Source organism: Burkholderia sp. YIM B11467 (genome assembly GCF_052952715.1).
On the sequence record NZ_JBQVSQ010000008.1, the window covers coordinates 90,581 to 113,055 of the forward strand.

The window sequence follows — 22,475 nt, forward strand, 5'->3', positions numbered from 1 at the left end:
ACTTGCTCCCCCGCCCAATGCTTCGCGGTCGACCGACGTGAGCGCTTCAGCACTGACTCCGGATCCATGCAAAGCTCAACCCTGCCGACGGCCACCTCGAAAACCGCCGGCTCAAATGAAAAAACCCCGCCAACGCGGGGTTTGTGACGTCCTTAGATTCTAATCGATTTCGAATCAGGCGTAGCGACGCAGGCGTGTCGCGAATTCCTGCAGCGCCTTGATGCCGCTTTGTTCTGCGCGATGACACCAATCCTGCAATTGCGCGAGAAGCTGTTCGCGCGACGCGGTCGAGCGATCCCAGATTGCGGCGAGATCCTGGCGCAACTGGAAGTACGTGTGCAGCTTCTGGCTGTTCGCGAAGATCTCCGGCAGCAACTTCTTCTGCGGCTCGTCGAGGCCGTCGGCGTCCTTGTGGAACCACTTGCGCGCGCCGCGCATCAGCTGGTACTTCTCGCTCGAACCAAGCTCCTTCAGGTGCGCGAGCTCCTGGGCGTACGCACGCTTGACTGCCTTGCCGTAGCGCGCCATCACTTCGTAGCGATTCGACAGCACGGCCTGCAGCGTTTCCTGGTCGAGCACCGTCTTCGGCTTGTTCAGGCGCGGCGTCGGTGCGACCTTCTTCACCTTCGCGAGACCGAATGCCGACATGATGCGGATATACATCCAGCCGATGTCGAACTCATACCACTTGTTCGACAGCTTCGCCGACGTCGCGAACGTGTGGTGGTTGTTGTGCAGCTCTTCGCCGCCGATCACGATGCCCCACGGGAACAGGTTCGTGCTCGCGTCGGCCGAGTTGAAGTTGCGATAACCCCAGAAGTGACCGAAGCCGTTGACGACGCCAGCCGCCCAGAACGGAATCCAGACCATCTGCACGGCCCACACGGTCAGACCGAGCACGCCGAACAGCGCGACGTCGATCACCATCATGATGCTGATGCCGAGGATCGGGTACTTCGAGTAGAGATTGCGTTCGATCCAGTCGCTCGGCGTGCCGTGGCCGAACTTGCGCATCGTCTCTTCGTTCTTCGCTTCCGCGCGATACAGCTCGGCGCCTTCGAGGAACACCTTCCAGATGCCGCGCGTCTGCGGGCTGTGCGGATCTTCCTCGGTCTCGCACTTCGCATGGTGCTTGCGGTGAATCGCGGCCCACTGGCCCGTCAGCATGCCGGTCGTCATCCACAGCCAGAGGCGGAAGAAGTGGCTCGCGATCGGATGCAGCTCCAGCGCGCGGTGCGCCTGGCAGCGGTGCAGGTAGACCGTCACGCCGATGATCGTGACGTGCGTGACGGCAAGCGCGAACAGCGCGACCTGCCACCACGAGAAATGCAGGAGCCCGTGGGAAAGAAAATCGAGCAGGGAATTCAACAAGGCAGTTACCTGTGATGAGATGAGTGCGACGCCGGCTCGCGCAGGCGTCAGAAAAATGAAAGCATACCGCGTATAGACCTGAATTTTACTTCAACCGTTCCAAGTCTTTGTAAAAAATGAATATTTTCTTGCCCTGACGCAACAAAGGCAGTCCAGAGGCGGACTTGGAAAGGCCCGCGATCCGGTTCCGACCGCGGGGTCGGTACGATTGCGCGCCTACGCGGCCGGCGCGCGCCCATCCGCCACGCCGTTGCCGGCCGACGGAGCGCCGGCCGCCGGGTCGTGCGGGGCCGCGGCACCCGCCGCGGGAAAGCCGTCGGGCAACCCGACGACGCGCACTTCGCGCTGCGGAAACGGAATCGAGATCCCGTGCTCGCTGAACAGCCGCCAGATGTTGCGGTTCACGGTCGAACGCACGCCCGACGTGCCTTTCGCCGAATCCTCGATCCAGAAGCCAAGCTCCAGGTCGATCCCGTCCGCGCCGAAGCTCACCAGATACGGGGTCGGCGCGGGCTCGGCCAGCACGCGCGGCACGCCCTTCGCGGCATCGGCGAGCAACGCGAGCGCATGCTCGACATCGCTCGTGTACGCGACCTGCACCGCGACCTTCGCATAACCGCGCGTCAGGTACGACGACTGGTTCTGCACGACGTCGGTGATCAGCTTCTCGTTCGGGATCAGCGTCTCGTTGCCGTCGAGGCCACGCACGACCGTGTAGCGCGTGCGGATCTGCGTGACGACGCCCTGCAGCCCGCCGACGCTGATCGCATCGCCGAGCCGCAGCGAGCGGTCGAGCAGGATGATGAAACCCGACACGTAGTTGCTCGCGATCTTCTGCAGCCCGAAGCCGAGGCCGACGCCCACCGCGCCGCCGAACACGCCGAGCACCGTCACGTCGATGCCGACGAGCGACAGCCCGATCAGGATCGCCGCGAACACGAGCAGCGCGCGGCCGACCCGCGACAGCACGACCTTCAGGTTCGCATCGAGCGTGCTCGCACGCGTGAGGCGATCCTCGAGCACCGAGCCGAGCCACATCGCGACCATCAGCGTCACGCAGACCCACAGCGCGCCGGAGATCAGCGACAGCAGCGTGAGGTGCGCATTGGCGACGCGGAACTGCACGCTGTCGAGCCAGCCGAGCACGTCGCGCTGGATGCCGAGCACGGTCAGCACCATCGCGGCCCACACGACGGTCGACACGATCTTCTCGACGATCGACAGCCACGCATGCGTGTGGCCATCGCGCGCGAACACGCGCCGTGCAAAGAAGAACAGCACGTAGATCAGCCCGATGCCGAACAGCGGCACCAGGGCGAGCGACAGCAGCGACGTCGACATGAACGGGTCGAACGCGAGTTGCGCGACGCCCGCGAAGACGCCCCCGAACAACGGGAACAACGCGCGCTTCAGGCTTTGCGCGCCCGCGCCGGGCGCACGTCCGGCCGCCCGGCGGCGCGCATCGATCCGGCCGTGCACGAAGCGTGCGGCCACCCACGCGAAACACAGCGCGCCGACGAGGATCGCCGCCTGCCAGATCATCACCGGCTGGTGGAAATCGCGAATCACCGACGCCAGCCGGTGCGACAGCAGGCGGCTTTGCAGATTCTCCATCGTCCGTCCGGCCTGTCGTTACTGCGCGCGGCGTTCGAGCACCGCGGCGAAGAAGCCGTCGGTCGCGTGACGATGCGGCCACAGCGACAGGTAGTCGCCGGTCTCGAGCTCGATGCGCTGGTCGGCCAGCACCTTCTGCGCCGGCACCAGCACGAACTCGGGATGGTCTGCCAGGAACTGTTCGACGATGCGCTCGTTCTCGGCGTCGAGCACGCTGCAGGTCGCGTAGACGAGCCGGCCGCCCTTCTTCACGAGACGCGCGGCACTCGCGAGGATCGACGCCTGCTTCGGCGTCAGCTCGTCGATCGCGGTGCGCGACTGGCGCCACTTCAGGTCCGGATTGCGACGCAGCGTGCCGAGGCCGCTGCACGGCGCGTCGACCAGCACGCGATCGATCTTGCCGGCGAGCCGCTTGATCTTCGCGTCATGCTCGCTGTCGATCAGCACCGGGTTCACGTTCGACAGCCCGCTGCGCGCGAGGCGCGGCTTCAGCTTCGCGAGGCGCTTTTCCGACACGTCGAACGCGTAGAGGCGCCCGGTCGAGCGCATCATCGCGCCCAGCGCGAGCGTCTTGCCGCCGGCGCCCGCGCAGAAATCGACGACCATCTCGCCACGGCGCGGCGCGACGAGTGAGCACAGCAACTGGCTGCCTTCGTCCTGCACCTCGATCTGGCCTTCCTCGAACAGCTTCAGGCGCGTCAGTGCCGGCTTGCCGACGACGCGCACGCCGAACGGCGCGAACGGCATCGCGCCCGCATCGATACCGTTCGCACGCAGCGCGTCGATCACCTGGTCGCGGGTCGCCTTCTGTGCGTTGGCACGCAGGTCGAGCGGCGCCGGGTAGTTCAGCGCGGCGGCGAGCTGCGCGAGTTCCTCGGCGTCGAATCGGGCCGACAGCGCCTGGTGGATCCAGTCGGGCAGGTTCGTGCGCACGCGCACCGGCAGGCTCGCCGGATCGATCTTCGACACGTGCTCGAGCCACGCGGACTCGGTGTCGGACAGAAACGGCCTCAGCGCGTTACGGCCGGCCGTCTGCATCAGGCCGAGCAGCGTGAGACGCCGCGCGGGCGTGCCCGTGCCGCTCTCGGCCAGGTGCGAAAACTCCATCTTGCGGCGCAGCACCGCGAAGACCGCCTCGGCGATCACGCCGCGCTCGGCATGCCCGAGCTTCGGGTGCGCGCGGAAGAACCGGCTCGTCGTCGCGTCGGCGGGGCCGGCGAACTTCAGCACCTCGGCCAGCAAGGTCTCGGTCTGGCCAATCAGGAATCCGTGCAGCTTCATACACCCTCACTCGTTTCGGTATGCGGTTGATCCGCGAAAATCCAGCGTGCTTCTTCCGGCGCCACGACGGCACGGCCGTTCTCGAGGCGCAAGCGCCCCTCGACGAACCAGCGCACCGCGCGCGGATACAACACGTGCTCGACCGTCAGCACGCGCTGCGCCAGCGCGGCCGCGTCGTCGCCCGCGCGCACGGGCACCGCGCCCTGCGCGACGATCGCGCCGCTGTCGAGTTCGGGAATCACGAAGTGAACGGTCACGCCGTGCAGCGCGACGCCCGCGTCGAGCGCCTGCTGGTGCGTGTGAATGCCCTTGAAGCTCGGCAGCAGCGACGGGTGGACATTCAGCAGCCGGCCTTCATATCGTCTGACGAATGCCGGCGTGAGGATGCGCATGAAGCCTGCGAGGACGACGAGATCGGGCGCGAAACGGTCGATCTCCGCGGCAAGCGCCGCGTCGAAGCTGTCGCGGCTATCGAACGAACGGTGGTCGACCACCGCGGTCGCCACCCCGTGCGACGCGGCAAAAGCCAGGCCGGCCGCATCGGGCCGGTTGGCGATCACGGCGGCAACCTCGGCCGGCCAGCGTTCCTGCGCGCACGCGCGGACAATGGCCTCCATGTTGCTGCCGCGACCGGAAATCAGGATCACGAGTTTTTTCATCCGCGAATTTTACCATTCGCCCCCGCGTTTCCCGCCTTCTCGGCCGCCGGCCCGCCCGAACGTTTATAATCTTCTGCTTTGCGGCATCCCACCGCCCATTCCCCGACGCTGCATCCGCTATCGTGAAAGTCTTCCGCGGCCTGCCCAACGCCGAGAGCCGCGCCCCGTGCGCGCTGACGATCGGCAACTTCGACGGTGTCCATCGCGGCCACCAGGCCCTGCTCGCGCGCGTGCGCGCGGCAGCGGACGCGCGCGGCCTGCCCGTGTGCGTGATGACTTTCGAGCCGCACCCGCGCGAATTCTTCAACCCGGCCGGCGCGCCGCCGCGCATCGCGATGCTGCGCGACAAGCTCGAGGCGCTGCGCGAACACGGTGTCGACCGCGTCGTCGTCGAGCACTTCAATCACACGTTCGCCAGCCAGTCGCCCGAAGCGTTCGTCGAGCGCACGCTCGTCGGCGGGCTGCACACGCGCTGGATGATGGTCGGCGACGATTTCTGCTACGGCGCGAAGCGCGCGGGCACCTTCGACACGCTGAAGGCGGCCGGCGAGCAGCACGGTTTCGAGGTCGAGCAGATGGGCACGGTGGCCGGCAGCGACGGCACGCGCATCTCGAGCTCGGGTGTGCGCACCGCGCTCGCGGCGGGCGATCTCGACGGCGCCGCGCAGGCACTCGGCCACGGGTATGCGATCAGCGGGCACGTCGCGCACGGGCTCAAGCTCGGCCGCGACCTCGGCTTCCCGACGCTGAACCTGCCGATCGCGCACAAGCGGCCGGCACTCGCGGGCATCTTCGTCGTGCAGGTGCACGGCCTCGGTCCCGACCCGCTGCCGGGCGTCGCGAGCCTCGGCCTGCGCCCGACCGTCGACGATTCGGGCCGCGTACTGCTCGAAGTCCACCTGCTCGACTGGCACGGCGATGCGTACGGCAAGCTCATCCGCGTCGAATTCCTGAAGAAGCTGCGCGACGAGGCGAAGTTCGACGATCTCGAGGCGCTGTCGCGCGCGATCGCCCTGGACGTCGCGAATGCGCGCGCGTATTTCGTCGAGCGCGACCGTGCGCCGGGCAGCCGCGCGACGGGCTTCGCGACGTCGGCAACCGATCGAATTAGCTGATCCGGACGGCGGCGCCCCGCGCGCCGCACCCTCGCGCCGCTCACTCGCGCGCATCCCCGATTCACGACGCTCGCGCGTCTCCCGATTTGATAGCGATCCCATCATGAGCAACAAGAAAGCCGATTCGAAACCGCAGGCCAAGTATCCGGTCAACCTGCTCGACACGCCGTTCCCGATGCGCGGCGACCTGCCCAAGCGCGAGCCGCAGTGGGTCAAGGAATGGGAAGAGCGCGGCCTCTACGACAAGATCCGCGCGGCCAGCAAGGGCCGGCCGAAGTTCATCCTGCACGACGGCCCCCCGTATGCGAACGGCGACATCCACCTCGGCCACGCCGTCAACAAGATCCTGAAGGACATCGTCGTCAAGTCGCGCAACATGGCCGGCTTCGACGCGCCGTACGTGCCGGGCTGGGACTGCCACGGGATGCCGATCGAGATCCAGATCGAGAAGCAGTTCGGCAAGTCGCTGCCGGCGGCCGAAGTGATGAGCAAGGCGCGCGCGTACGCGACCGAGCAGATCGAGAAACAGAAGGTCGGCTTCAAGCGCCTCGGCGTGCTCGGCGACTGGGCCAACCCGTACAAGACGATGAACTTCGTCAACGAGGCGGAAGAGCTCCGCGCGCTCGGCAAGATCATCGAGAAGGGTTATGTGTATCGCGGGCTGAAGCCGGTGAACTGGTGCTTCGACTGCGGCTCGGCGCTCGCGGAAGCGGAAGTCGAGTACAAGGACCGCACCGACCCGACGATCGACGTGATGTTCGCGTTCGCGGAACCGGAAAAGACCGCGCAGGCGTTCGGCCTGCCGGCGCTGCCGCGCGCCGAAGGCGGCATCGTGATCTGGACCACCACGCCGTGGACGATCCCGGCGAACCAGGCGCTGAACCTTCATCCGGAAATCGTCTACGCGCTGGTCGACACCGAGCGCGGGCTGCTGATCATCGCGGAAGAGCGCGTCGCCGCGTGCATGGAAGAGTTCAAGCTGACGGGCCGCGTCGTCGCGACCGCGCCGGGCGTGAAGCTCGCGAACCTGCGTTTCCACCACCCGCTCGCATCGGCCCACCCCGGCTACAAGCGCACCGCGCCCGTCTACCTCGGCGACTACGTGACGACCGACACCGGTACCGGCGTCGTGCACTCGTCGCCCGCGTACGGCATCGAGGACTTCATGTCCTGCAAGGCGCACGGGATGACCGATTCCGACTTCATCAACCCGGTGATGGGCGACGGTCGTTATATCGAATCGCTGCCGCTGTTCGGCGGCCTGTCGATCTGGGATGCGAACCCGAAGATCGTGGAAGCGCTGAACGCGGCCGGCTCGCTGCTGCGCAGCGAGAAGTACACGCACAGCTACATGCACTGCTGGCGCCACAAGACGCCGATCATCTACCGCGCGACGTCGCAGTGGTTCGCCGGCATGGACGTGACGCCGCGCGACGGCAGCAAGACGCTGCGCGAAACCGCGCTCGAGGGCATCGACGCGACCGCGTTCTACCCGTCGTGGGGCAAGCAGCGCCTGTTCAGCATGATCGCGAACCGTCCCGACTGGACGCTGTCGCGCCAGCGCCAGTGGGGCGTGCCGATGGCGTTCTTCGTGCACAAGGAAACCGGCGAGCTGCATCCGCGCACGCTCGAACTGCTCGAGGAAGTCGCGAAGCGCGTCGAGCAGTCGGGCATCGAGGCATGGCAGACGCTCGATCCGCGCGAGCTGCTCGGCGACGACGCGAACCTGTACGAAAAGAACCGCGACACGCTCGACGTGTGGTTCGACTCGGGCACGACGCACTGGCACGTGCTGCGCGGCTCGCACAAGGATCAGCTGCAGTTCCCGGCGGACTTGTACCTCGAAGGCTCGGACCAGCATCGCGGCTGGTTCCACTCGTCGCTGCTGACCGCATCGATGATCGACGGCCGCGCGCCGTACAAGGGCCTGCTCACGCACGGCTTCACGGTCGACGGCGAAGGCCGCAAGATGAGCAAGTCGCTCGGCAACGGCATCGACCCGCATGAAGTCGCGAACCGCCTCGGTGCGGAAATCATCCGCCTGTGGATCGCGTCGACCGACTATTCGGGCGAGCTCGCGATCTCCGAGGAAATCCTGAAGCGCGTGACCGAAGGCTATCGCCGCATCCGCAACACGCTGCGCTTCCTGCTCGCGAACCTGTCGGATTTCGATTTCGCGCAGCACGCGGTGCCCGTCGACGAATGGCTCGAGATCGACCGTTATGCGGTCGCGTTCTCGGCGCAACTGCAGACGGAACTGCTCGGCCACTACGAGAAGTACGAATTCCACCCGGTCGTCGCGAAACTGCAGACGTACTGCTCGGAAGATCTCGGCGGCTTCTACCTCGACGTGCTGAAGGACCGCCTGTACACGAGCGCAGCCGATTCGCGCGCACGCCGCTCCGCGCAGACGGCGCTGTACCACCTGACGCACGGCCTGCTGCGCGTGCTCGCGCCGTTCCTGTCGTTCACGGCGGAAGAAGCATGGAAGGTGTTCCAGCCGGCCGGCGAAACGATCTTCACGGAAACGTATTACGCGTACCCGGAAGTCGCCGGCTCGGCCGCGCTGATCGAGAAGTGGGCGCTGCTGCGTGACGTGCGCGGCAACGTGACGAAGGCGCTCGAGGAAGCACGCACCGCGAACCGCATCGGTTCGTCGCTGCAGGCCGAAGTGGCCGTGCACGCGAGCGGCGCGCGCTACGACGCGCTCACGAGCCTCGGTGAAGACCTGAAGTTCGTGCTGATCACGTCGGCCGCAACCGTCGTCAAGGTCGACGACGAAGCGCAGGAAAGCGTCGACGTGGCCGCATCGAAGTACCAGAAGTGCGAACGCTGCTGGCACTACCGCGAGGATGTCGGCGCGCACGCCGATCATCCGACGCTGTGCGGCCGCTGCTTCTCGAACCTGTTTGAAAACGGCGAAATCCGGAGCGCTGCTTAACCATGGCGAAAACCCTGTCGAAACCGGCCAGCGGCGCGCTTGCGCCCTGGCTCGGCATTTCGCTGATCGTGATCCTGTTCGATCAGTTGTCGAAGATCGCAATCCTGAAGACGTTCGCGTATGGCGCGCAGCATGCGCTGACGTCGTTCTTCAACCTCGTGCTGGTGTACAACCGCGGCGCCGCGTTCGGCTTCCTGTCGACCGCGAGCGGCTGGCAGCGCTGGGCGTTCACCGCGCTCGGGATCGGCGCGACGCTCGTGATCTGCTTCCTGCTGAAGCGCCACGGCCACCAGCGGCTGTTCAGCGTGTCGCTCGCACTGATCCTCGGCGGTGCGCTCGGCAACGTGATCGACCGGCTCGTCTACGGTCACGTGATCGACTTCCTCGATTTCCACCTCGGCGCCTGGCATTTCCCGGCGTTCAACCTCGCCGATTCCGCGATCACGATCGGCGCGGTGCTGCTGATCTACGACGAACTGCGTCGCGTGCGCGGCTCGCGCTAAGCGCGCATACTCGGCGTCGACGGCCGGCCTCGCGCCGGCCGTCCCGTTTGAACCTTGGAGGCCTGAGTTGGCACACGCAGAACTCGCAGGAAAACACCTCGTTCTCGGCCTGACGGGCGGCATCGCCTGCTACAAGATCGCCGAGCTCACGCGGCTGCTGACCAAAGCCGGCGCGACCGTGCAGGTCGTGATGACGGAAGCCGCCACCCAGTTCATCACGCCCGTCACGATGCAGGCGCTGTCGGGCCGGCCCGTCTTCACGAGCCAGTGGGACGCGCGCATCGACAACAACATGGCGCACATCGACCTGTCGCGCGAAGCCGACGCGATCGTGATCGCACCCGCGTCGACGGACTTCCTCGCGAAGCTCGCGCACGGGTTCGCGGACGACCTGCTGTCGACGCTGTGCGTCGCGCGCGACTGTCCGTTGCTCGTCGTCCCCGCGATGAACCGCCAGATGTGGCAAAACCCGGCTACCCAGCGCAACGCCGCGCAACTGCGCGCGGATGGCGTGTCGGTGCTCGGCCCGGATTCGGGCGCGCAGGCGTGCGGCGAAGTCGGCGACGGCCGCATGCTCGAGCCCGAGGCGATCTATGAAGCGATCGTCGCGCACTTCGCGCCGAAGGTGCTCGCGCACCGGCGCGTGCTGATCACGGCCGGCCCGACCTTCGAACCGCTCGACCCCGTGCGCGGCCTCACGAACCGCTCGAGCGGCAAGATGGGCTTCGCGCTCGCGCGCGCCGCGCAGCAAGCCGGCGCCGACGTGCATCTGGTCGCGGGGCCGGTCGGGCTCGACACGCCGTGGGGCGTCTACCGCCAGGATGTGCAGACCGCGCAGCAGATGTACGACGCGGTGATGCATGCCGTCGCCGATGCCGACATCTTCATCGCGGTGGCCGCGGTCGCCGACTGGCGCGTCGACCAGCCGGCCGAGCACAAGATGAAGAAGACGGCCGACCGCAAGATGCCGACGCTCGCGTTCGTCGAGAACCCCGACATCCTCGCGTCGGTCGCGGCGCTGCCCGATCCGCCGTTCTGCGTCGGGTTCGCGGCCGAAAGCGGCGACCTCGACGTGCACGGCGACGAAAAGCGCAAGCGCAAGAACGTGCCGCTGCTCGTCGGCAACCTCGGCCCGCTGACGTTCGGCCGCGACGACAACGAAGTCGTGCTGTTCGAAGCCGCCGGCCTCACGCGCCTGCCGCGTGCGCCGAAAGACGAACTCGCGCATGTGCTCGTCGCGGAAATCGCGAAACGCCTGCCCGACAACCGCCTGATCTGATCTCCCGCGCGGCGGCCAGCGCCGCCGCGCCCTTCCCGACCGATTCGACGACCGCATGAAACTCGATCTGAAGATTCTCGACGCGCGCATGCGCGACTACCTGCCCGCCTACGCAACCACCGGCAGCGCGGGCCTCGACCTGCGCGCCTGCCTCGACGCGCCGGTGACGCTGCAACCGGGCGAAACGACGCTCGTGCCGACGGGCCTCGCGATCCACCTCGCCGATCCCGGTTATGCGGCGCTGATCCTGCCGCGCTCGGGCCTCGGCCACAAGCACGGCATCGTGCTCGGCAACCTCGTTGGCCTGATCGACTCCGACTACCAGGGCCAGTTGATGATCTCGACGTGGAACCGCGGCCAGACCGAGTTCGTGCTGAACCCGTTCGAGCGGCTCGCGCAGCTCGTGATCGTGCCGGTCGTGCAGGCGCAGTTCAACATCGTCGACGACTTCGCGGAAAGCGATCGCGGCGCAGGCGGCTTCGGCAGCACCGGCCGCCACTGAGCGACACAGCAAAAAAAGGGGCCTCGCGGCCCCTTTTTCCTGTTCCATTCGCCGTCATTCGCTGACCGGCTGCGCGATCCGCGCCGGTGCCAGCTCGCGTCGCCGTGCCTGCGCGATGCTTGCATAGATCACCAGCGCGACCAGCACGCCGAGCAGCACGGCCGACGAGCCGACCGTACCGAGCGCGAGGCCGCCCTTGGCAACTGGCTTCGTCAGCAGGTCGCCGACCGTCGCGCCGAACGGGCGCGTGAGCACGAACGCAGCCCAGAACAGCAGCACGCCGGAGATTCGCGTGAAGTAGTGCGCGAGCACGATCACCGCGAGCAGCCCGCCGATCAGCAGCGCGCCGCCGCCGAAACCGAGCCCCGAGCTGTCCGCGAGGAAGTCGCCGAGCGCGGTGCCGAGCGTGTTCGAGAACAGGATCGCGATCCAGTACAGCAACTCGACCTTGCGTGTGCGAATCAGGTCGACCGACAGCGATTCGCCGCTGAGTCGCCAGACCGCGAAGATCGCCAGCAGGATCGCGACGAGGATCGACGAGCCGGCCGCATAACCGAGGCCGAGCGTGCGGTCCATGAAGTCGGACATCGTCGTGCCGGCCGTGCTGGTCGCGACGATCACGGCCCAGTAGATCGCCGGGCGATAGCGCGTCGTCTTGAGCTGGGCGCCCAGCGTCACGAGGAAGAAGCCGAACAGCAGGATCGAGCTCACCGCGTAACCGACGTTCAGCGTCATCGACAGCAGGTCGCCGCCGGTTTCGCCGAGCGTCGTCGCGCAGATCTTCATGATCCAGAACGCAAGCGTGATTTCGGGAAGTTTGTTCATTCGAACCCCTTTTGCAGGATGGCGGCGGGACGACGCGTGCCGGCCCGCCTTGCAGACAGGATCGAATGTTAGTCGCCGCCGGCTTAACGGAACCTTAGCGAATATGAGGAATGGGGTAGCCGGCAGGCGCGGCCGTGGGCGGCCGCGCTGGCGCTGTCAACGAGCGTGTTCGTGCCGGTAGTGCAGCGCATACGCGAGCGTCAGCAGCACGACGAACACGACGCCGACCACCATCGTCATCCGGAATTCGCGCGTGAACGCGGTCGTGAACAGGATCGCCGCGACGAGCCCCGCACCGAGCAGGCTGCCGAACGGGTGCCCCCACATCCGGAACGCGAGCGCGGGGCCGCGGTACCGAGCGCGGAAGCGCAGGTGCGTGACGAAGATCATCAGCCACGTGAACAGCGCGCCGAACATCGCGATCGCCATCATCACGGTGAACGCCGTGTCGGGCGCCAGCGCGACCAGCACGGCCGCCACCGCGACGCCGCTCGTCGAGATCCACAGCGCCGCACGCGGCACGCCGTTCGTGCCGAGCCGGCCGAACGCCGCGGGCGCGAGCCGCGCGCGCGACAGGCTGAACATCATCCGCGTCGTCACGTAGAGCTGGCTGTTCATCGCCGACAGCGCCGCGATCAGCAGCACGAAGTTGATCACGCCGGCCGCGTACGGCACGTGCGTCGCGGCCATCACCTTCACGAACGGGCTTTCGTCGGTGCCGGCCTGCGTCCACGGCACGATCGCGAGCATCAGCGACAGCGTCATCAGGTAGAACAGCACGAGCCGGAACACCGTCGAGCGGAACGCGCGCGTGACCGCGTGCTGCGGATCGCGCGCCTCGCCGGCCGCGATCGCGACGGCCTCGATGCTCATGTAGCTGAAGATCGCGACGATCACCGCGACCCAGGTGCCCCACGGCCCCTTCGGCATGAAGCCGCCGTGCGCGGTGTAGTTCGCGAAACCGACGCCCGACGCGACCGGCGCCGACCACACGAGGTAGGCGCCGAGCACGATGAACACGACGATCGCGGCGATCTTCAGCAGCGAGAACGCATATTCGACCGAACCGTACAGCGTGACGCTCGCGAGGTTCACGGCGATCAGCAGCGCGGAGAAGCCGATCACCCAGTACCAGCCGGGCACGGCCGGAAACCAGTACTTCATGAACACGGCGATCGCGCTGATCTCGGTGCCGATCGCGAACACCACCGCGAACCAGTACGCATAGCGCACGAGAAAACCCGCGAGCGGGCCGACGTAGTGCTCGGCATACGCGCCGAACGAGCCGGCCGTCGGATGCGCGACGGTCATTTCCGCGAGCGCGCCCATCAGCAGCAGCGCGATCAGCGCGCCGATCGCATACGAGACCAGCACGCTCGGGCCGGCGAGCCCGATCGCGAACCCGCTGCCGAGGAACAACCCCGTGCCGATCGCGCCGCCGATCGCGATCATCGCCATCTGCCCCGACGTCAGCGCGTGGCGCAACCCTTGTTCTCGCGCGACGATGCTGTCGAACGATCGTTGTTGTTGTGTCACTGCGTTACCACTCCCCTGCACCACCATTGCGCCGCCGGCGCCGGATAAAACGAAACGGCGCGGAGAACTTCCCGCGCCGTTCGCATGAACAACGAATTATCGCTTACTCGACTTCGACCGTCTCTTCGTTCGGCTTGTGCGGCGGATTCGCCAGCTTGTCGAACGACAACTGCACCTTGTCGTTTTCGTCGACGTCGACCGTCACGTGACCACCGTTGACGAGCTTGCCGAACAGCAGTTCGTCGGCCAGCGCGCGACGGATCGTGTCCTGGATCAGCCGCTGCATCGGCCGCGCGCCCATCAGCGGGTCGAAGCCGTGCTTTGCGAGATGCTTGCGCAACGCGTCGGTGAAGAGCGCGTCGACCTTCTTCTCGTGCAGCTGTTCCTCGAGCTGGATCAGGAACTTGTCGACCACGCGCATGATGATTTCCTCATCGAGCGAGCGGAAGCTGATGATCGAATCCAGGCGGTTGCGGAACTCCGGCGTGAACAGGCGCTTGATGTCGGTCATCTCGTCGCCCGTTTCGCGACGCGTCGTGAAGCCGATCGTCGCCTTCTGCATCGACTCGGCGCCCGCGTTCGTCGTCATGATGATGATGACGTTGCGGAAATCCGCCTTGCGGCCGTTGTTGTCCGTCAGCGTGCCGTGGTCCATCACCTGCAGCAGCACGTTGTAGATGTCCGGATGCGCCTTCTCGATTTCGTCGAGCAGCAGCACGCAATGCGGCTTCTTCGTGACGGCTTCGGTCAGCAGCCCGCCCTGGTCGAACCCGACGTAGCCCGGCGGCGCGCCGATCAGGCGGCTCACCGCGTGACGCTCCATGTACTCCGACATGTCGAAGCGGATCAGTTCGATGCCGAGCGTGAACGCGAGCTGGCGCGCCACTTCGGTCTTGCCGACGCCCGTCGGGCCGGAGAACAGGAACGCGCCGATCGGCTTGTCCATCTTGCCGAGGCCCGCGCGCGCCATCTTGATCGATGCCGCCAGCGCGTCGATCGCCGGATCCTGGCCGAACACGACGCTCTTCAGGTCGCGATCGAGCGTCTGCAGCTTGCTGCGATCGTCCTGCGACACGCTCTGCGGCGGCACACGCGCGATCTTCGAGATGATTTCCTCGATCTCGCTCTTGCCGATCGTCTTCTTCTGCTTCGACTTCGGCAGGATGCGCTGCGCGGCGCCGGCTTCGTCGATCACGTCGATCGCCTTGTCCGGCAGGTGACGGTCGGTGATGAAGCGCGCCGACAGTTCAGCCGCGGCCGACAGCGCGCCCGACGAATACTTGACCCCGTGGTGTTCCTCGAAGCGCGACTTCAGGCCGCGCAGGATCGCGACCGTCTGCTCGACGGTCGGCTCGCTCACGTCGACCTTCTGGAAGCGCCGCGACAGCGCCGCATCCTTCTCGAAGATGCCGCGATACTCGGTGAACGTGGTCGCGCCGATGCACTTGAGCGTGCCCGACGACAGCGCCGGCTTCAGCAGGTTCGACGCATCGAGCGTGCCGCCCGACGCGGCGCCCGCGCCGATCAGCGTGTGGATCTCGTCGATGAACAGGATCGCGTGCGGACGCTCCTTGAGCTCCTTCAGCACCGTCTTCAGGCGCTGCTCGAAATCGCCGCGATACTTGGTGCCGGCGAGCAGCGCGCCCATGTCGAGCGAGTAGACCTGCGCATTCGCGAGGATGTCGGGCACTTCGCCGCGCGTGATGCGATAGGCGAGCCCTTCCGCGATCGCGGTCTTGCCGACGCCGGCCTCGCCGACGAGCAGCGGATTGTTCTTGCGGCGGCGGCACAGCACCTGCACGACGCGCTCGACCTCGGGCTCGCGACCGATCAGCGGATCGATGCGGCCGTCCTTCGCCATCTGGTTCAGGTTCTGCGTGAACTGCGCGAGCGGCGTTTCCTTCTGCGCATTCGCGTCTTCGCTTTCCGCGTTCGCGTCGGTCGACTTCGCGGCTTCGCCGCTGTTCGTCTTCGCGATGCCGTGCGAAATGAAGTTCACGACGTCGAGGCGCGTGACGCCCTGCTGCTGCAGGTAGTACACCGCGTGCGAATCCTTCTCGCCGAAGATCGCGACCAGCACGTTCGCGCCGGTGACTTCCTTCTTGCCGTTCGACGTCGACTGGACGTGCATGATCGCGCGCTGGATCACGCGCTGGAAACCGAGCGTCGGCTGGGTATCGACATCGTCGGTGCCCGGGACGGTAGGTGTGTTGTCGTGGATGAAATTGCGCAGGTTCTGACGCAGGTCCTCGATGTTCGCCGCGCACGCGCGCAACACCTCGGCTGCCGTCGGATTATCCAGCAGGGCCAGCAGCAGATGCTCGACCGTAATGAACTCATGGCGCGCCTGGCGTGCTTCCATGAACGCCATGTGCAGGCTGACTTCCAATTCCTGGGCAATCATGCTTCCTCCATCACGCACTGCAGCGGATGCCCGGCCTGCCGCGCATGGGTAACGACTTGCTCAACCTTGGTCGACGCGATGTCCCGCGTATAGACCCCACAAACTCCTCGCCCTTCGCGATGGACCTTCAGCATGATCTGCGTGGCCGTCTCGCGATCCTTCTTGAAATACTCCTGGACCACCATCACGACGAACTCCATCGGCGTGAAGTCGTCGTTCAGCAGCACCACCTTGTACATCGAAGGCGGCTTGAGCTTCTGCTGCTTGCGTTCCAGGACGGTACTGTCCTGCTTGTCCGGGATAATCGCCATACACCCATTCTAAACAACTCGGACAGGCCCGCAATCCTGCCATTACCCGACCGACCGGCCGGCGCCCTCCCCGGCATCCCGGAACACGCGATCGTCTTTGCGCCATACGAAAGCCGGCTGCGGTGCCGGCTTTCACGCGTGGCGCGGAACACGAACCGTCAGGGGGAATCGCACCGGAACGTCGTATCCGCATCCAGTATCCCACAAGCCGGGACGACTCGAACGCGTGTCACTCGAGCCTGGTATATGAGCCGATTATGCGGCTTTTCAAGTCCTCGCGCTTGGCCGCATGCTGCAAAGCAAAGCCGGAAAAACCCTGAAAATGGGTTCTTTACAACGGCCCTCTATACGTCTAAAAATTCCTCTTGACACTCCAATAAAGAGCGCCAACAATCAAGCTGGCACTTTTTTCAAATTGCCAGTTGGCGAAATGAAAGAGGCCGAGGTGAGCTTGTGAGGGGGGAACGGCTGCATTTTCCGGTCGTTTAGCTTTTCGAGCGTGCTCGTGGTAAGTAGCAGCGACTGTGTGACAGGGGAAGTAGGTATGGCAACTGGTATCGTTAAGTGGTTCAACGACGCGAAGGGCTTCGGTTTCATCACTCCCGACGAGGGCGGTGAGGATCTGTTTGCGCACTTCTCGGCTATCACCATGAATGGCTTCAAGACGTTGAAGGAAGGCCAGAAGGTGAGCTTTGACGTCGTTCAAGGACCGAAGGGCAAGCAAGCGTCGAACATCCAGGCCGCATAAAGGCATCGGATATCGGACGAAGAAACCCGGCGCATTGCGCCGGGTTTCTTTTTTTCAGGCCGGCCAATCGATAATCGATTGGCCGGCCTGAAAAAAAGAAACCCGGCGCATTGCGCCGGGTTTCTTTTTTTCAGGCCGGCCAATCGATAATCGATTGGCCGGCCTTTTCGTTCAATCCCGATAATCGAACGCGCATTGTCTTGTCACGCACGCAGATCGGATAGCAGTCCGGCTCGTGAAACACTTTCACCATTTCGTTACACGACCTTCAGCGTGCCCATCATGCCGAGATCCTCGTGTTCGAGAATATGGCAATGAAACATGCGCTCGCCGGGCATGTCTTGCGTGACGAGAATCGACACGGTTTCGCCGCTGCGCACGTTCACGGTATCGCGCCATGCGCGGAACGGTTCGCTCGTGCGCGAGCCGCCCGACGCACGCTCGATCACCTGGAACTGCGTGCCGTGCAGGTGGAACGGGTGATCCATGTCGGTGGCATTGCGGATCTCCCAGCGCTCGACGTCGCCACGGCGGCTCGTCAGCGTCGCGCGGTGCGGTACGTAGGTCTCGCCGTTGATCGTGAAGCGCATGCCCGCCGGACGGCCGTGCGCCGCGCTTTTCATCATCGCGTCCATGTCCATCTCTTCGCCGAACGCGACCTCCTTGTGCGCGACCGGTTCGCCCAGCGGCGGTACCGCGCGCAGCGTCGCCGGCAGCGCGCGCGCGGCGGCCGGCGCGAACGCGACATCGGCCAGGGCCAGCACCGGATCGGGCGGCAGGCTGCCGTGACCGTCGTCATGCGACATCGCCATCTTGCGGCGATCGTATTCGGCCGCCTGCAGCACCGCGCGCGACGCGCGATCGCCGGCGCGCACCAGCAGCTCCGCACGTTCGCCCGGTGCGATCAGCAGCCACGTGACGCGGCGCGGCGCGTCGAACAGCCCGCCGTCGGTGCCCGCGTGCTCGAACGGGCGGCCGTCGTCGAACGCGACGCGCAGGTAGCGCGCGCTGCATGCGTTCCACACGCGCCAACGTTCGTCGCCCGCGACGTCGATCCGCGGCCGGCGCGCGCCGTTGACCAGCACGAACTGGCCTTCGCGGCCATTCATCCAGTCCATCATGTCGTTCGGCGCGATCGTGCCGTCACGCACGAGCTTCAGGTCCGACACGAACAGGTTGCGCTCGGGCCAGCCCGCGAGCGGATCGTCGGCGGCACGCACGATGAACGGTCCGGCCAGCCCGCGAAAGACCTGCTCGGCCGTCATCATGTGCGGATGCGGGTGGTACCAGTAGGTGCCGGCGCTCCCCTTCGGCAGCGTGAAACGGTACACATGCGACGCGCCGGGCGCGACGGGATCGGACGGGTTGCCGTCCTGGTCGGGCGGCACCGGCAGGCCGTGCCAGTGGATCGTCGACGGCTGCGACAGCTTGTTCACGAACCGGATCTCGACCGTGTCGCCCTCGCGCACATCGATCAGCGGACCGACGACGGGCCCCTGCGTGCCCGCGCCGAACTGCCAGAACGTGGTCGGCCGCGCACCGCGCAGCAGCGGGCGCGCCACGGGCTGCGCCACCAGCGTGGCCCGGAACGTGCCGGGCTCGCGACTTTCGTTCGCGAGCGTGCGCAACGTCGCGAGCGGCGCACCGGCCGGCAGCGCGTCGGCGGCCGCGAGCGCGGCCGGCGCGGGCTTGCCGTGCTGCCCGTGACCCGACATCCCTGACATGCCCGACATCCCGGGCATGTCGTCCATCTGGTCCATGCCGGCCATGCCCGCATGACCGGCGTGCTGCGCCGACGCGGCGCGCGCGAACAGCGATGCGGCCGCGACACCGATCGCGCGCGACAGGAAGGTTCTCCGTATCATCAATCGTTCCTCGTTATTCATGCTGCGTCGCGCGACCGCCGCGACCGCCGCGACGCCCGCGCCGGCCGGCTGGCACGCCGATGCGCGACGCAAAACCTGATGCCCGCGTCATCATAACCGCAGGCCCATGCCGGAAAGCGCCGTCGGCCGGGCGGCGATACGCCGCAGGGCGCGGCGCTGCCGACCGGATCCGACACGTATCGACCGCCATCTCCAAGTAGCGATGCCTTGCCCTTCTCCGGCCGGTTCAACCCTGACTTATCCATTCCCTTTGCGGCATCCCGCCGATCGCCCAGCGCCTGCCGTCCGGCCCCGCATCGACGTCCGGCACGTCATTGATCCGCGAACCCTCCAATATTTCACAATGTGGAACAAGTCTCTGCGTTGTAAAAATTCGTGGTGCAGGGCACAAATTTCCTGTTTCGCGATGCCAAAAATCGTTCCGCAATACAAAACGACAAAAATAAGATCATGTTTTTAAACACGATTTTTTGTTTCGAGAAGCCGCTCTACGCGCACCATCCGATCGGGTCGCGGACGTAGACTTTGTTCCATGCACTGACGCTTCGCCACGACGTTCGATACGGAACCCGGCGCAAGCAGCCAGTCGGGCCACAGCCGGCCGAGCCGGCGGGCGGCACAACAGAATCGCTTGTGATCAGAAAGGGAGAACGGAAATGAAGGGATTTCGCTTTGGTTCAGCGCTCGGGTCGTTCTACATCCTGCCGGGTAACGGCGGCTGGGAAGCGACGTTCGGCAACGCCCTGCTCGGCGCGTTCTCGTGCCCCGAAGTGGCGGCCGACCACATCTCCCGCGGCGACTGCGAGCAACTGTCCGAACTGGACACGGCGACGCTCGAAGTGCCGCACGAAATCGCCGAGTGGGAAATCGTCCACGTCTGAATGGCAAGCCAGCAACGAAAAACGCCCCGGGCGTCCGGGGCGTTTTTCTTTTGTACCGGGCGGCGGACGGCAAAACCCGCCGCGCCGACACACGCATTGGCCCGCGCGCTTGCGCGGCCCGCGTCAGGCGACCGCGTCGACGATGCCGTTCAGCGTCGCGCTCGGGCGCATCGCCTGGCTCGTCAGGTCGACGTTCGGACGATAGTAGCCGCCGATCGCCTGCGCCTTGCCTTGCGCGGACGCCAGTTCCTCGAGGATGCGCGCTTCGCTGTCGGACAACGCCTTCGCCACGCCTTCGAACTGCGCCTTCAGCGCGGCGTCCTCGGTCTGCTCGGCGAGCGCCTGCGCCCAGTACAGGCACAGGTAGAAGTGGCTGCCGCGGTTGTCGAGGCCGCCGACCTTGCGCGCCGGCGACTTGTTCTCGTCCAGGAACTTGCCGGTCGCCTGGTCGAGCGTCTTCGCGAGCACGACCGCCTTCGGGTTCTGGTAAGCGTGGCCGAGGTGTTCGAGCGACGCGGCCAGCGCGAGGAATTCACCGAGCGAATCCCAGCGCAGGAAACCTTCCTCGACGAACTGCTGCACGTGCTTCGGCGCGGAGCCGCCCGCCCCCGTTTCGAACATCCCGCCACCGGCCATCAGCGGCACGATCGACAGCATCTTCGCGCTGGTGCCGAGTTCCATGATCGGGAACAGGTCGGTCAGGTAGTCGCGCAGCACGTTGCCGGTGACCGAGATCGTGTCCTTGCCCGCACGGATGCGCTCGAGCGAGAAACGCGTCGCGTCGACCGGCGTCAGCACGCGGATGTCGAGGCCGTTGGTGTCGTGATCCTTCAGGTAGCGTTCGACCTTAGCGATGATCTGCGCATCGTGTGCGCGCGCCGGATCGAGCCAGAACACGGCCGGTGCGCCGGTCGCGCGCGCGCGGTTCACCGCGAGCTTGACCCAGTCCTGCACCGGTGCGTCCTTCGTCTGGCACATGCGCCAGATGTCGCCCGACTCGACTGCGTGCTCGAGCAGCACGTTGCCGGCTTCGTCGGTGACGCGCACGACGCCGTCCGCCGGGATCTGGAACGTCTTGTCGTGCGAACCGTATTCTTCGGCCGCCTGCGCCATCAGGCCGACGTTCGGCACGCTACCCATCGTGACCGGATCGAATGCGCCGTGCTGCTTGCAGTCTTCGATCACGGCCTGGTACACGCCCGCGTAGCAGCGGTCCGGAATCACGGCCTTCGCGTCGTACAGTGCGCCGTCCGGGCCCCACATGCCGCCCGAATCGCGGATCATCGCCGGCATCGACGCGTCGACGATCACGTCGCTCGGCACGTGCAGGTTCGTGATGCCCTTGTCCGAGTTGACCATCGCGAGGCGCGGGCGCACGGCGTATTCGGCCTTGATGTCGGCTTCGATCGCTTCGCGCGTGTCGGCCGGCAGGTCCTTCAGGCGCGCGTACAGGTCGCCGATCCCGTTGTTCGGGTTGAAACCGGCCTGCGCCAGCACGTCCGCGTGCTTCGCGAGCGCGTCGCGGTAGAACACCGACACGAAATGGCCGAACAGGATCGGATCGGAGACCTTCATCATGGTCGCCTTCAGGTGCACCGAGAACAGCACGTCCTGCGCCTTCGCGTCGGCGATCTGCGCTTCGATGAAGCTGCGCAGCGCGTTGCGGCTCATCACCGATGCATCGATGATTTCACCGGCCTTCACGGCCGTCTTTTCCTTCAGGACCTTCTTCACGCCGTCGGCCGTCGTGAGTTCGATCTTCACGCTGCCGGCATCGGCGATCAGCGCCGACTTCTCGCTGCCGTAGAAATCGCCTTCGCTCATGTGCGCGACGTGCGCCTTCGAGGTCGCCTTCCAGGCGCCCATCTTGTGCGGATGCTTGCGTGCGTAGTTCTTGACCGACAGCGGCGCGCGGCGGTCCGAGTTGCCTTCGCGCAGCACCGGGTTCACCGCGCTGCCCTTGATCTTGTCGTAGCGGGCCTTGACGGCCTTCTCTTCGTCCGTCGACGGATCTTCCGGATAGGCCGGCAGCTGGAAGCCCTGCGCCTGCAGTTCGGCGATCGCGGCCTTGAGCTGCGGCACCGATGCGCTGATGTTCGGCAGCTTGATGATGTTCGCTTCCGGCTTCAGCGTGAGCTGGCCCAGTTCGGCCAGATCGTCGGAACCCTTCTGCTCCGACGGCAGGACGTCTGCGAATGCCGCGATGATGCGGCCGGCGAGCGAGATGTCGCGCGTTTCGACGGCGACGCCCGACGAGCGCGTGAAGGCCTTGACGATCGGCAGCAGCGAATAGGTCGCGAGCGCGGGCGCTTCGTCGGTGAGGGTGTAGATGATCTTGGGCGAAGTGGACATGGTCGATGCGTTGCTACGTGAAAATTGTGACTGAGGAGCGCCGGCGGTAACCGGCGGGGAGCGACCGGGTCGGTCGCGAAAGGGGCGCGCCGGCTCAGCCGGGCGGTGGTGTTGCGAGGGCCGTCATGTTCTACCTTGCAGGGCATCCGGGCCGCATCGCGGCGCCGCGGCCCGCATGCCGGACCGCCCTGCCAACTAACCTGCCATCCACGAAACGCCCCGGCGCCGGCAGTAGGCGCCGGGGCGGCCGGAACCGCTCCGGCCCAC

General features: G+C 66.0%; 17 protein-coding genes. 7 read left to right on the top strand and 10 right to left on the bottom strand.

The window, feature by feature from the left end:
* Positions 1-174: 174 nt before the first annotated feature.
* The 4 genes from ACTRWB_RS25885 to purN form a co-directional block, all read right to left on the bottom strand.
* A complete protein-coding gene (locus ACTRWB_RS25885; RefSeq protein ID WP_048250301.1) occupies positions 175-1,371 on the bottom strand; it encodes a DesA family fatty acid desaturase in 1,197 nt (398 codons plus the stop codon).
* A gap of 216 nt (positions 1,372-1,587) precedes the next feature.
* Positions 1,588-2,985 carry a mechanosensitive ion channel family protein gene (locus ACTRWB_RS25890; RefSeq protein ID WP_446903533.1) on the bottom strand — a complete coding sequence of 466 codons (1,398 nt, stop codon included), beginning with the start codon at positions 2,983-2,985 and terminating at the stop codon, positions 1,588-1,590.
* Positions 2,986-3,003: 18 nt separating this feature from the next.
* Positions 3,004-4,266 carry an RsmB/NOP family class I SAM-dependent RNA methyltransferase gene (locus ACTRWB_RS25895; RefSeq protein WP_343493587.1) on the bottom strand — a complete coding sequence of 421 codons (1,263 nt, stop codon included), beginning with the start codon at positions 4,264-4,266 and terminating at the stop codon, positions 3,004-3,006.
* Positions 4,263-4,925, bottom strand: a complete 663-nt coding sequence (purN, locus tag ACTRWB_RS25900; RefSeq protein ID WP_446903534.1) for a phosphoribosylglycinamide formyltransferase — start codon at positions 4,923-4,925, stop codon at positions 4,263-4,265. The genes ACTRWB_RS25895 and purN overlap by 4 nt, the downstream gene beginning before the upstream one ends.
* 122 nt (positions 4,926-5,047) lie before the next feature.
* Here purN and ACTRWB_RS25905 point away from each other — a divergent pair, with 122 nt between their 5' ends.
* The 5 genes from ACTRWB_RS25905 to dut all read left to right on the top strand — a co-directional run bounded on the left by ACTRWB_RS25905 (position 5,048) and on the right by dut (position 11,265).
* Positions 5,048-6,040 carry a bifunctional riboflavin kinase/FAD synthetase gene (locus tag ACTRWB_RS25905; RefSeq protein WP_129512786.1) on the top strand — a complete coding sequence of 331 codons (993 nt, stop codon included), beginning with the start codon at positions 5,048-5,050 and terminating at the stop codon, positions 6,038-6,040.
* A gap of 103 nt (positions 6,041-6,143) precedes the next feature.
* A complete protein-coding gene (gene ileS, locus ACTRWB_RS25910; RefSeq protein ID WP_129512787.1) occupies positions 6,144-8,981 on the top strand; it encodes an isoleucine--tRNA ligase in 2,838 nt (945 codons plus the stop codon).
* Between the two features lie 2 nt (positions 8,982-8,983).
* On the top strand, positions 8,984-9,484 hold the full coding sequence (gene lspA, locus ACTRWB_RS25915) for a signal peptidase II (protein WP_193098897.1): 501 nt from the start codon (positions 8,984-8,986) through the stop codon (positions 9,482-9,484).
* A gap of 67 nt (positions 9,485-9,551) precedes the next feature.
* Positions 9,552-10,763, top strand: coding sequence for a bifunctional phosphopantothenoylcysteine decarboxylase/phosphopantothenate--cysteine ligase CoaBC (coaBC, locus tag ACTRWB_RS25920; RefSeq protein ID WP_446903535.1), 1,212 nt, complete (start codon positions 9,552-9,554; stop codon positions 10,761-10,763).
* 55 nt (positions 10,764-10,818) lie between these two features.
* Complete coding sequence (gene dut, locus ACTRWB_RS25925) at positions 10,819-11,265, top strand: dUTP diphosphatase (RefSeq protein ID WP_034178823.1); 447 nt, start codon at positions 10,819-10,821, stop codon at positions 11,263-11,265.
* Between the two features lie 54 nt (positions 11,266-11,319).
* Here dut and ACTRWB_RS25930 read toward each other — a convergent pair whose 3' ends face one another.
* From ACTRWB_RS25930 to clpS, 4 genes are all read right to left on the bottom strand, one after another.
* Positions 11,320-12,090, bottom strand: a complete 771-nt coding sequence (locus ACTRWB_RS25930; protein WP_412023165.1) for a COG4705 family protein — start codon at positions 12,088-12,090, stop codon at positions 11,320-11,322.
* A gap of 156 nt (positions 12,091-12,246) precedes the next feature.
* On the bottom strand, positions 12,247-13,626 hold the full coding sequence (locus tag ACTRWB_RS25935) for an amino acid permease (RefSeq protein WP_446903536.1): 1,380 nt from the start codon (positions 13,624-13,626) through the stop codon (positions 12,247-12,249).
* A gap of 103 nt (positions 13,627-13,729) precedes the next feature.
* Positions 13,730-16,030, bottom strand: coding sequence for an ATP-dependent Clp protease ATP-binding subunit ClpA (gene clpA / locus ACTRWB_RS25940; protein ID WP_034178825.1), 2,301 nt, complete (start codon positions 16,028-16,030; stop codon positions 13,730-13,732).
* A complete protein-coding gene (gene clpS, locus ACTRWB_RS25945) occupies positions 16,027-16,341 on the bottom strand; it encodes an ATP-dependent Clp protease adapter ClpS (protein WP_006398529.1) in 315 nt (104 codons plus the stop codon). Before clpS ends, clpA begins: the two co-directional genes overlap by 4 nt.
* A 544-nt stretch (positions 16,342-16,885) precedes the next feature.
* Between clpS and ACTRWB_RS25950 the strand changes: the two genes are divergently transcribed.
* Complete coding sequence (locus tag ACTRWB_RS25950; protein WP_006478030.1) at positions 16,886-17,089, top strand: cold-shock protein; 204 nt, start codon at positions 16,886-16,888, stop codon at positions 17,087-17,089.
* A gap of 257 nt (positions 17,090-17,346) precedes the next feature.
* On the opposite strand, the gene ACTRWB_RS25955 is transcribed toward ACTRWB_RS25950, so the two are convergent.
* Positions 17,347-18,954 carry a multicopper oxidase family protein gene (locus ACTRWB_RS25955; protein WP_446903537.1) on the bottom strand — a complete coding sequence of 536 codons (1,608 nt, stop codon included), beginning with the start codon at positions 18,952-18,954 and terminating at the stop codon, positions 17,347-17,349.
* Positions 18,955-19,631: 677 nt separating this feature from the next.
* On the opposite strand from ACTRWB_RS25955, the gene ACTRWB_RS25960 reads away from it, so the two are divergent.
* Entirely contained in the window at positions 19,632-19,856 is a 225-nt protein-coding gene (locus ACTRWB_RS25960; RefSeq protein WP_006490888.1) for a hypothetical protein, read from the top strand.
* A gap of 123 nt (positions 19,857-19,979) precedes the next feature.
* Here the strand turns inward: ACTRWB_RS25960 and ACTRWB_RS25965 are convergent, their stop codons facing one another.
* Positions 19,980-22,208, bottom strand: coding sequence for an NADP-dependent isocitrate dehydrogenase (locus ACTRWB_RS25965; RefSeq protein WP_193098902.1), 2,229 nt, complete (start codon positions 22,206-22,208; stop codon positions 19,980-19,982).
* Positions 22,209-22,475: the final 267 nt, after the last annotated feature.

Coding starts and splice junctions, on each gene's coding strand:
- ACTRWB_RS25890 (WP_446903533.1), bottom strand. CDS start 2,985: ATGGAGAATCTGCAAAGCCGCCTGCTGTCGCACCGGCTGGCGTCGGTG.
- ACTRWB_RS25895 (WP_343493587.1), bottom strand. CDS start 4,266: ATGAAGCTGCACGGATTCCTGATTGGCCAGACCGAGACCTTGCTGGCC.
- purN (WP_446903534.1), bottom strand. CDS start 4,925: ATGAAAAAACTCGTGATCCTGATTTCCGGTCGCGGCAGCAACATGGAG.
- ileS (WP_129512787.1), top strand. CDS start 6,144: ATGAGCAACAAGAAAGCCGATTCGAAACCGCAGGCCAAGTATCCGGTC.
- lspA (WP_193098897.1), top strand. CDS start 8,984: ATGGCGAAAACCCTGTCGAAACCGGCCAGCGGCGCGCTTGCGCCCTGG.
- dut (WP_034178823.1), top strand. CDS start 10,819: ATGAAACTCGATCTGAAGATTCTCGACGCGCGCATGCGCGACTACCTG.
- ACTRWB_RS25930 (WP_412023165.1), bottom strand. CDS start 12,090: ATGAACAAACTTCCCGAAATCACGCTTGCGTTCTGGATCATGAAGATC.
- clpA (WP_034178825.1), bottom strand. CDS start 16,030: ATGATTGCCCAGGAATTGGAAGTCAGCCTGCACATGGCGTTCATGGAA.
- clpS (WP_006398529.1), bottom strand. CDS start 16,341: ATGGCGATTATCCCGGACAAGCAGGACAGTACCGTCCTGGAACGCAAG.
- ACTRWB_RS25950 (WP_006478030.1), top strand. CDS start 16,886: ATGGCAACTGGTATCGTTAAGTGGTTCAACGACGCGAAGGGCTTCGGT.
- ACTRWB_RS25955 (WP_446903537.1), bottom strand. CDS start 18,954: ATGATACGGAGAACCTTCCTGTCGCGCGCGATCGGTGTCGCGGCCGCA.
- ACTRWB_RS25960 (WP_006490888.1), top strand. CDS start 19,632: ATGAAGGGATTTCGCTTTGGTTCAGCGCTCGGGTCGTTCTACATCCTG.
- ACTRWB_RS25965 (WP_193098902.1), bottom strand. CDS start 22,208: ATGTCCACTTCGCCCAAGATCATCTACACCCTCACCGACGAAGCGCCC.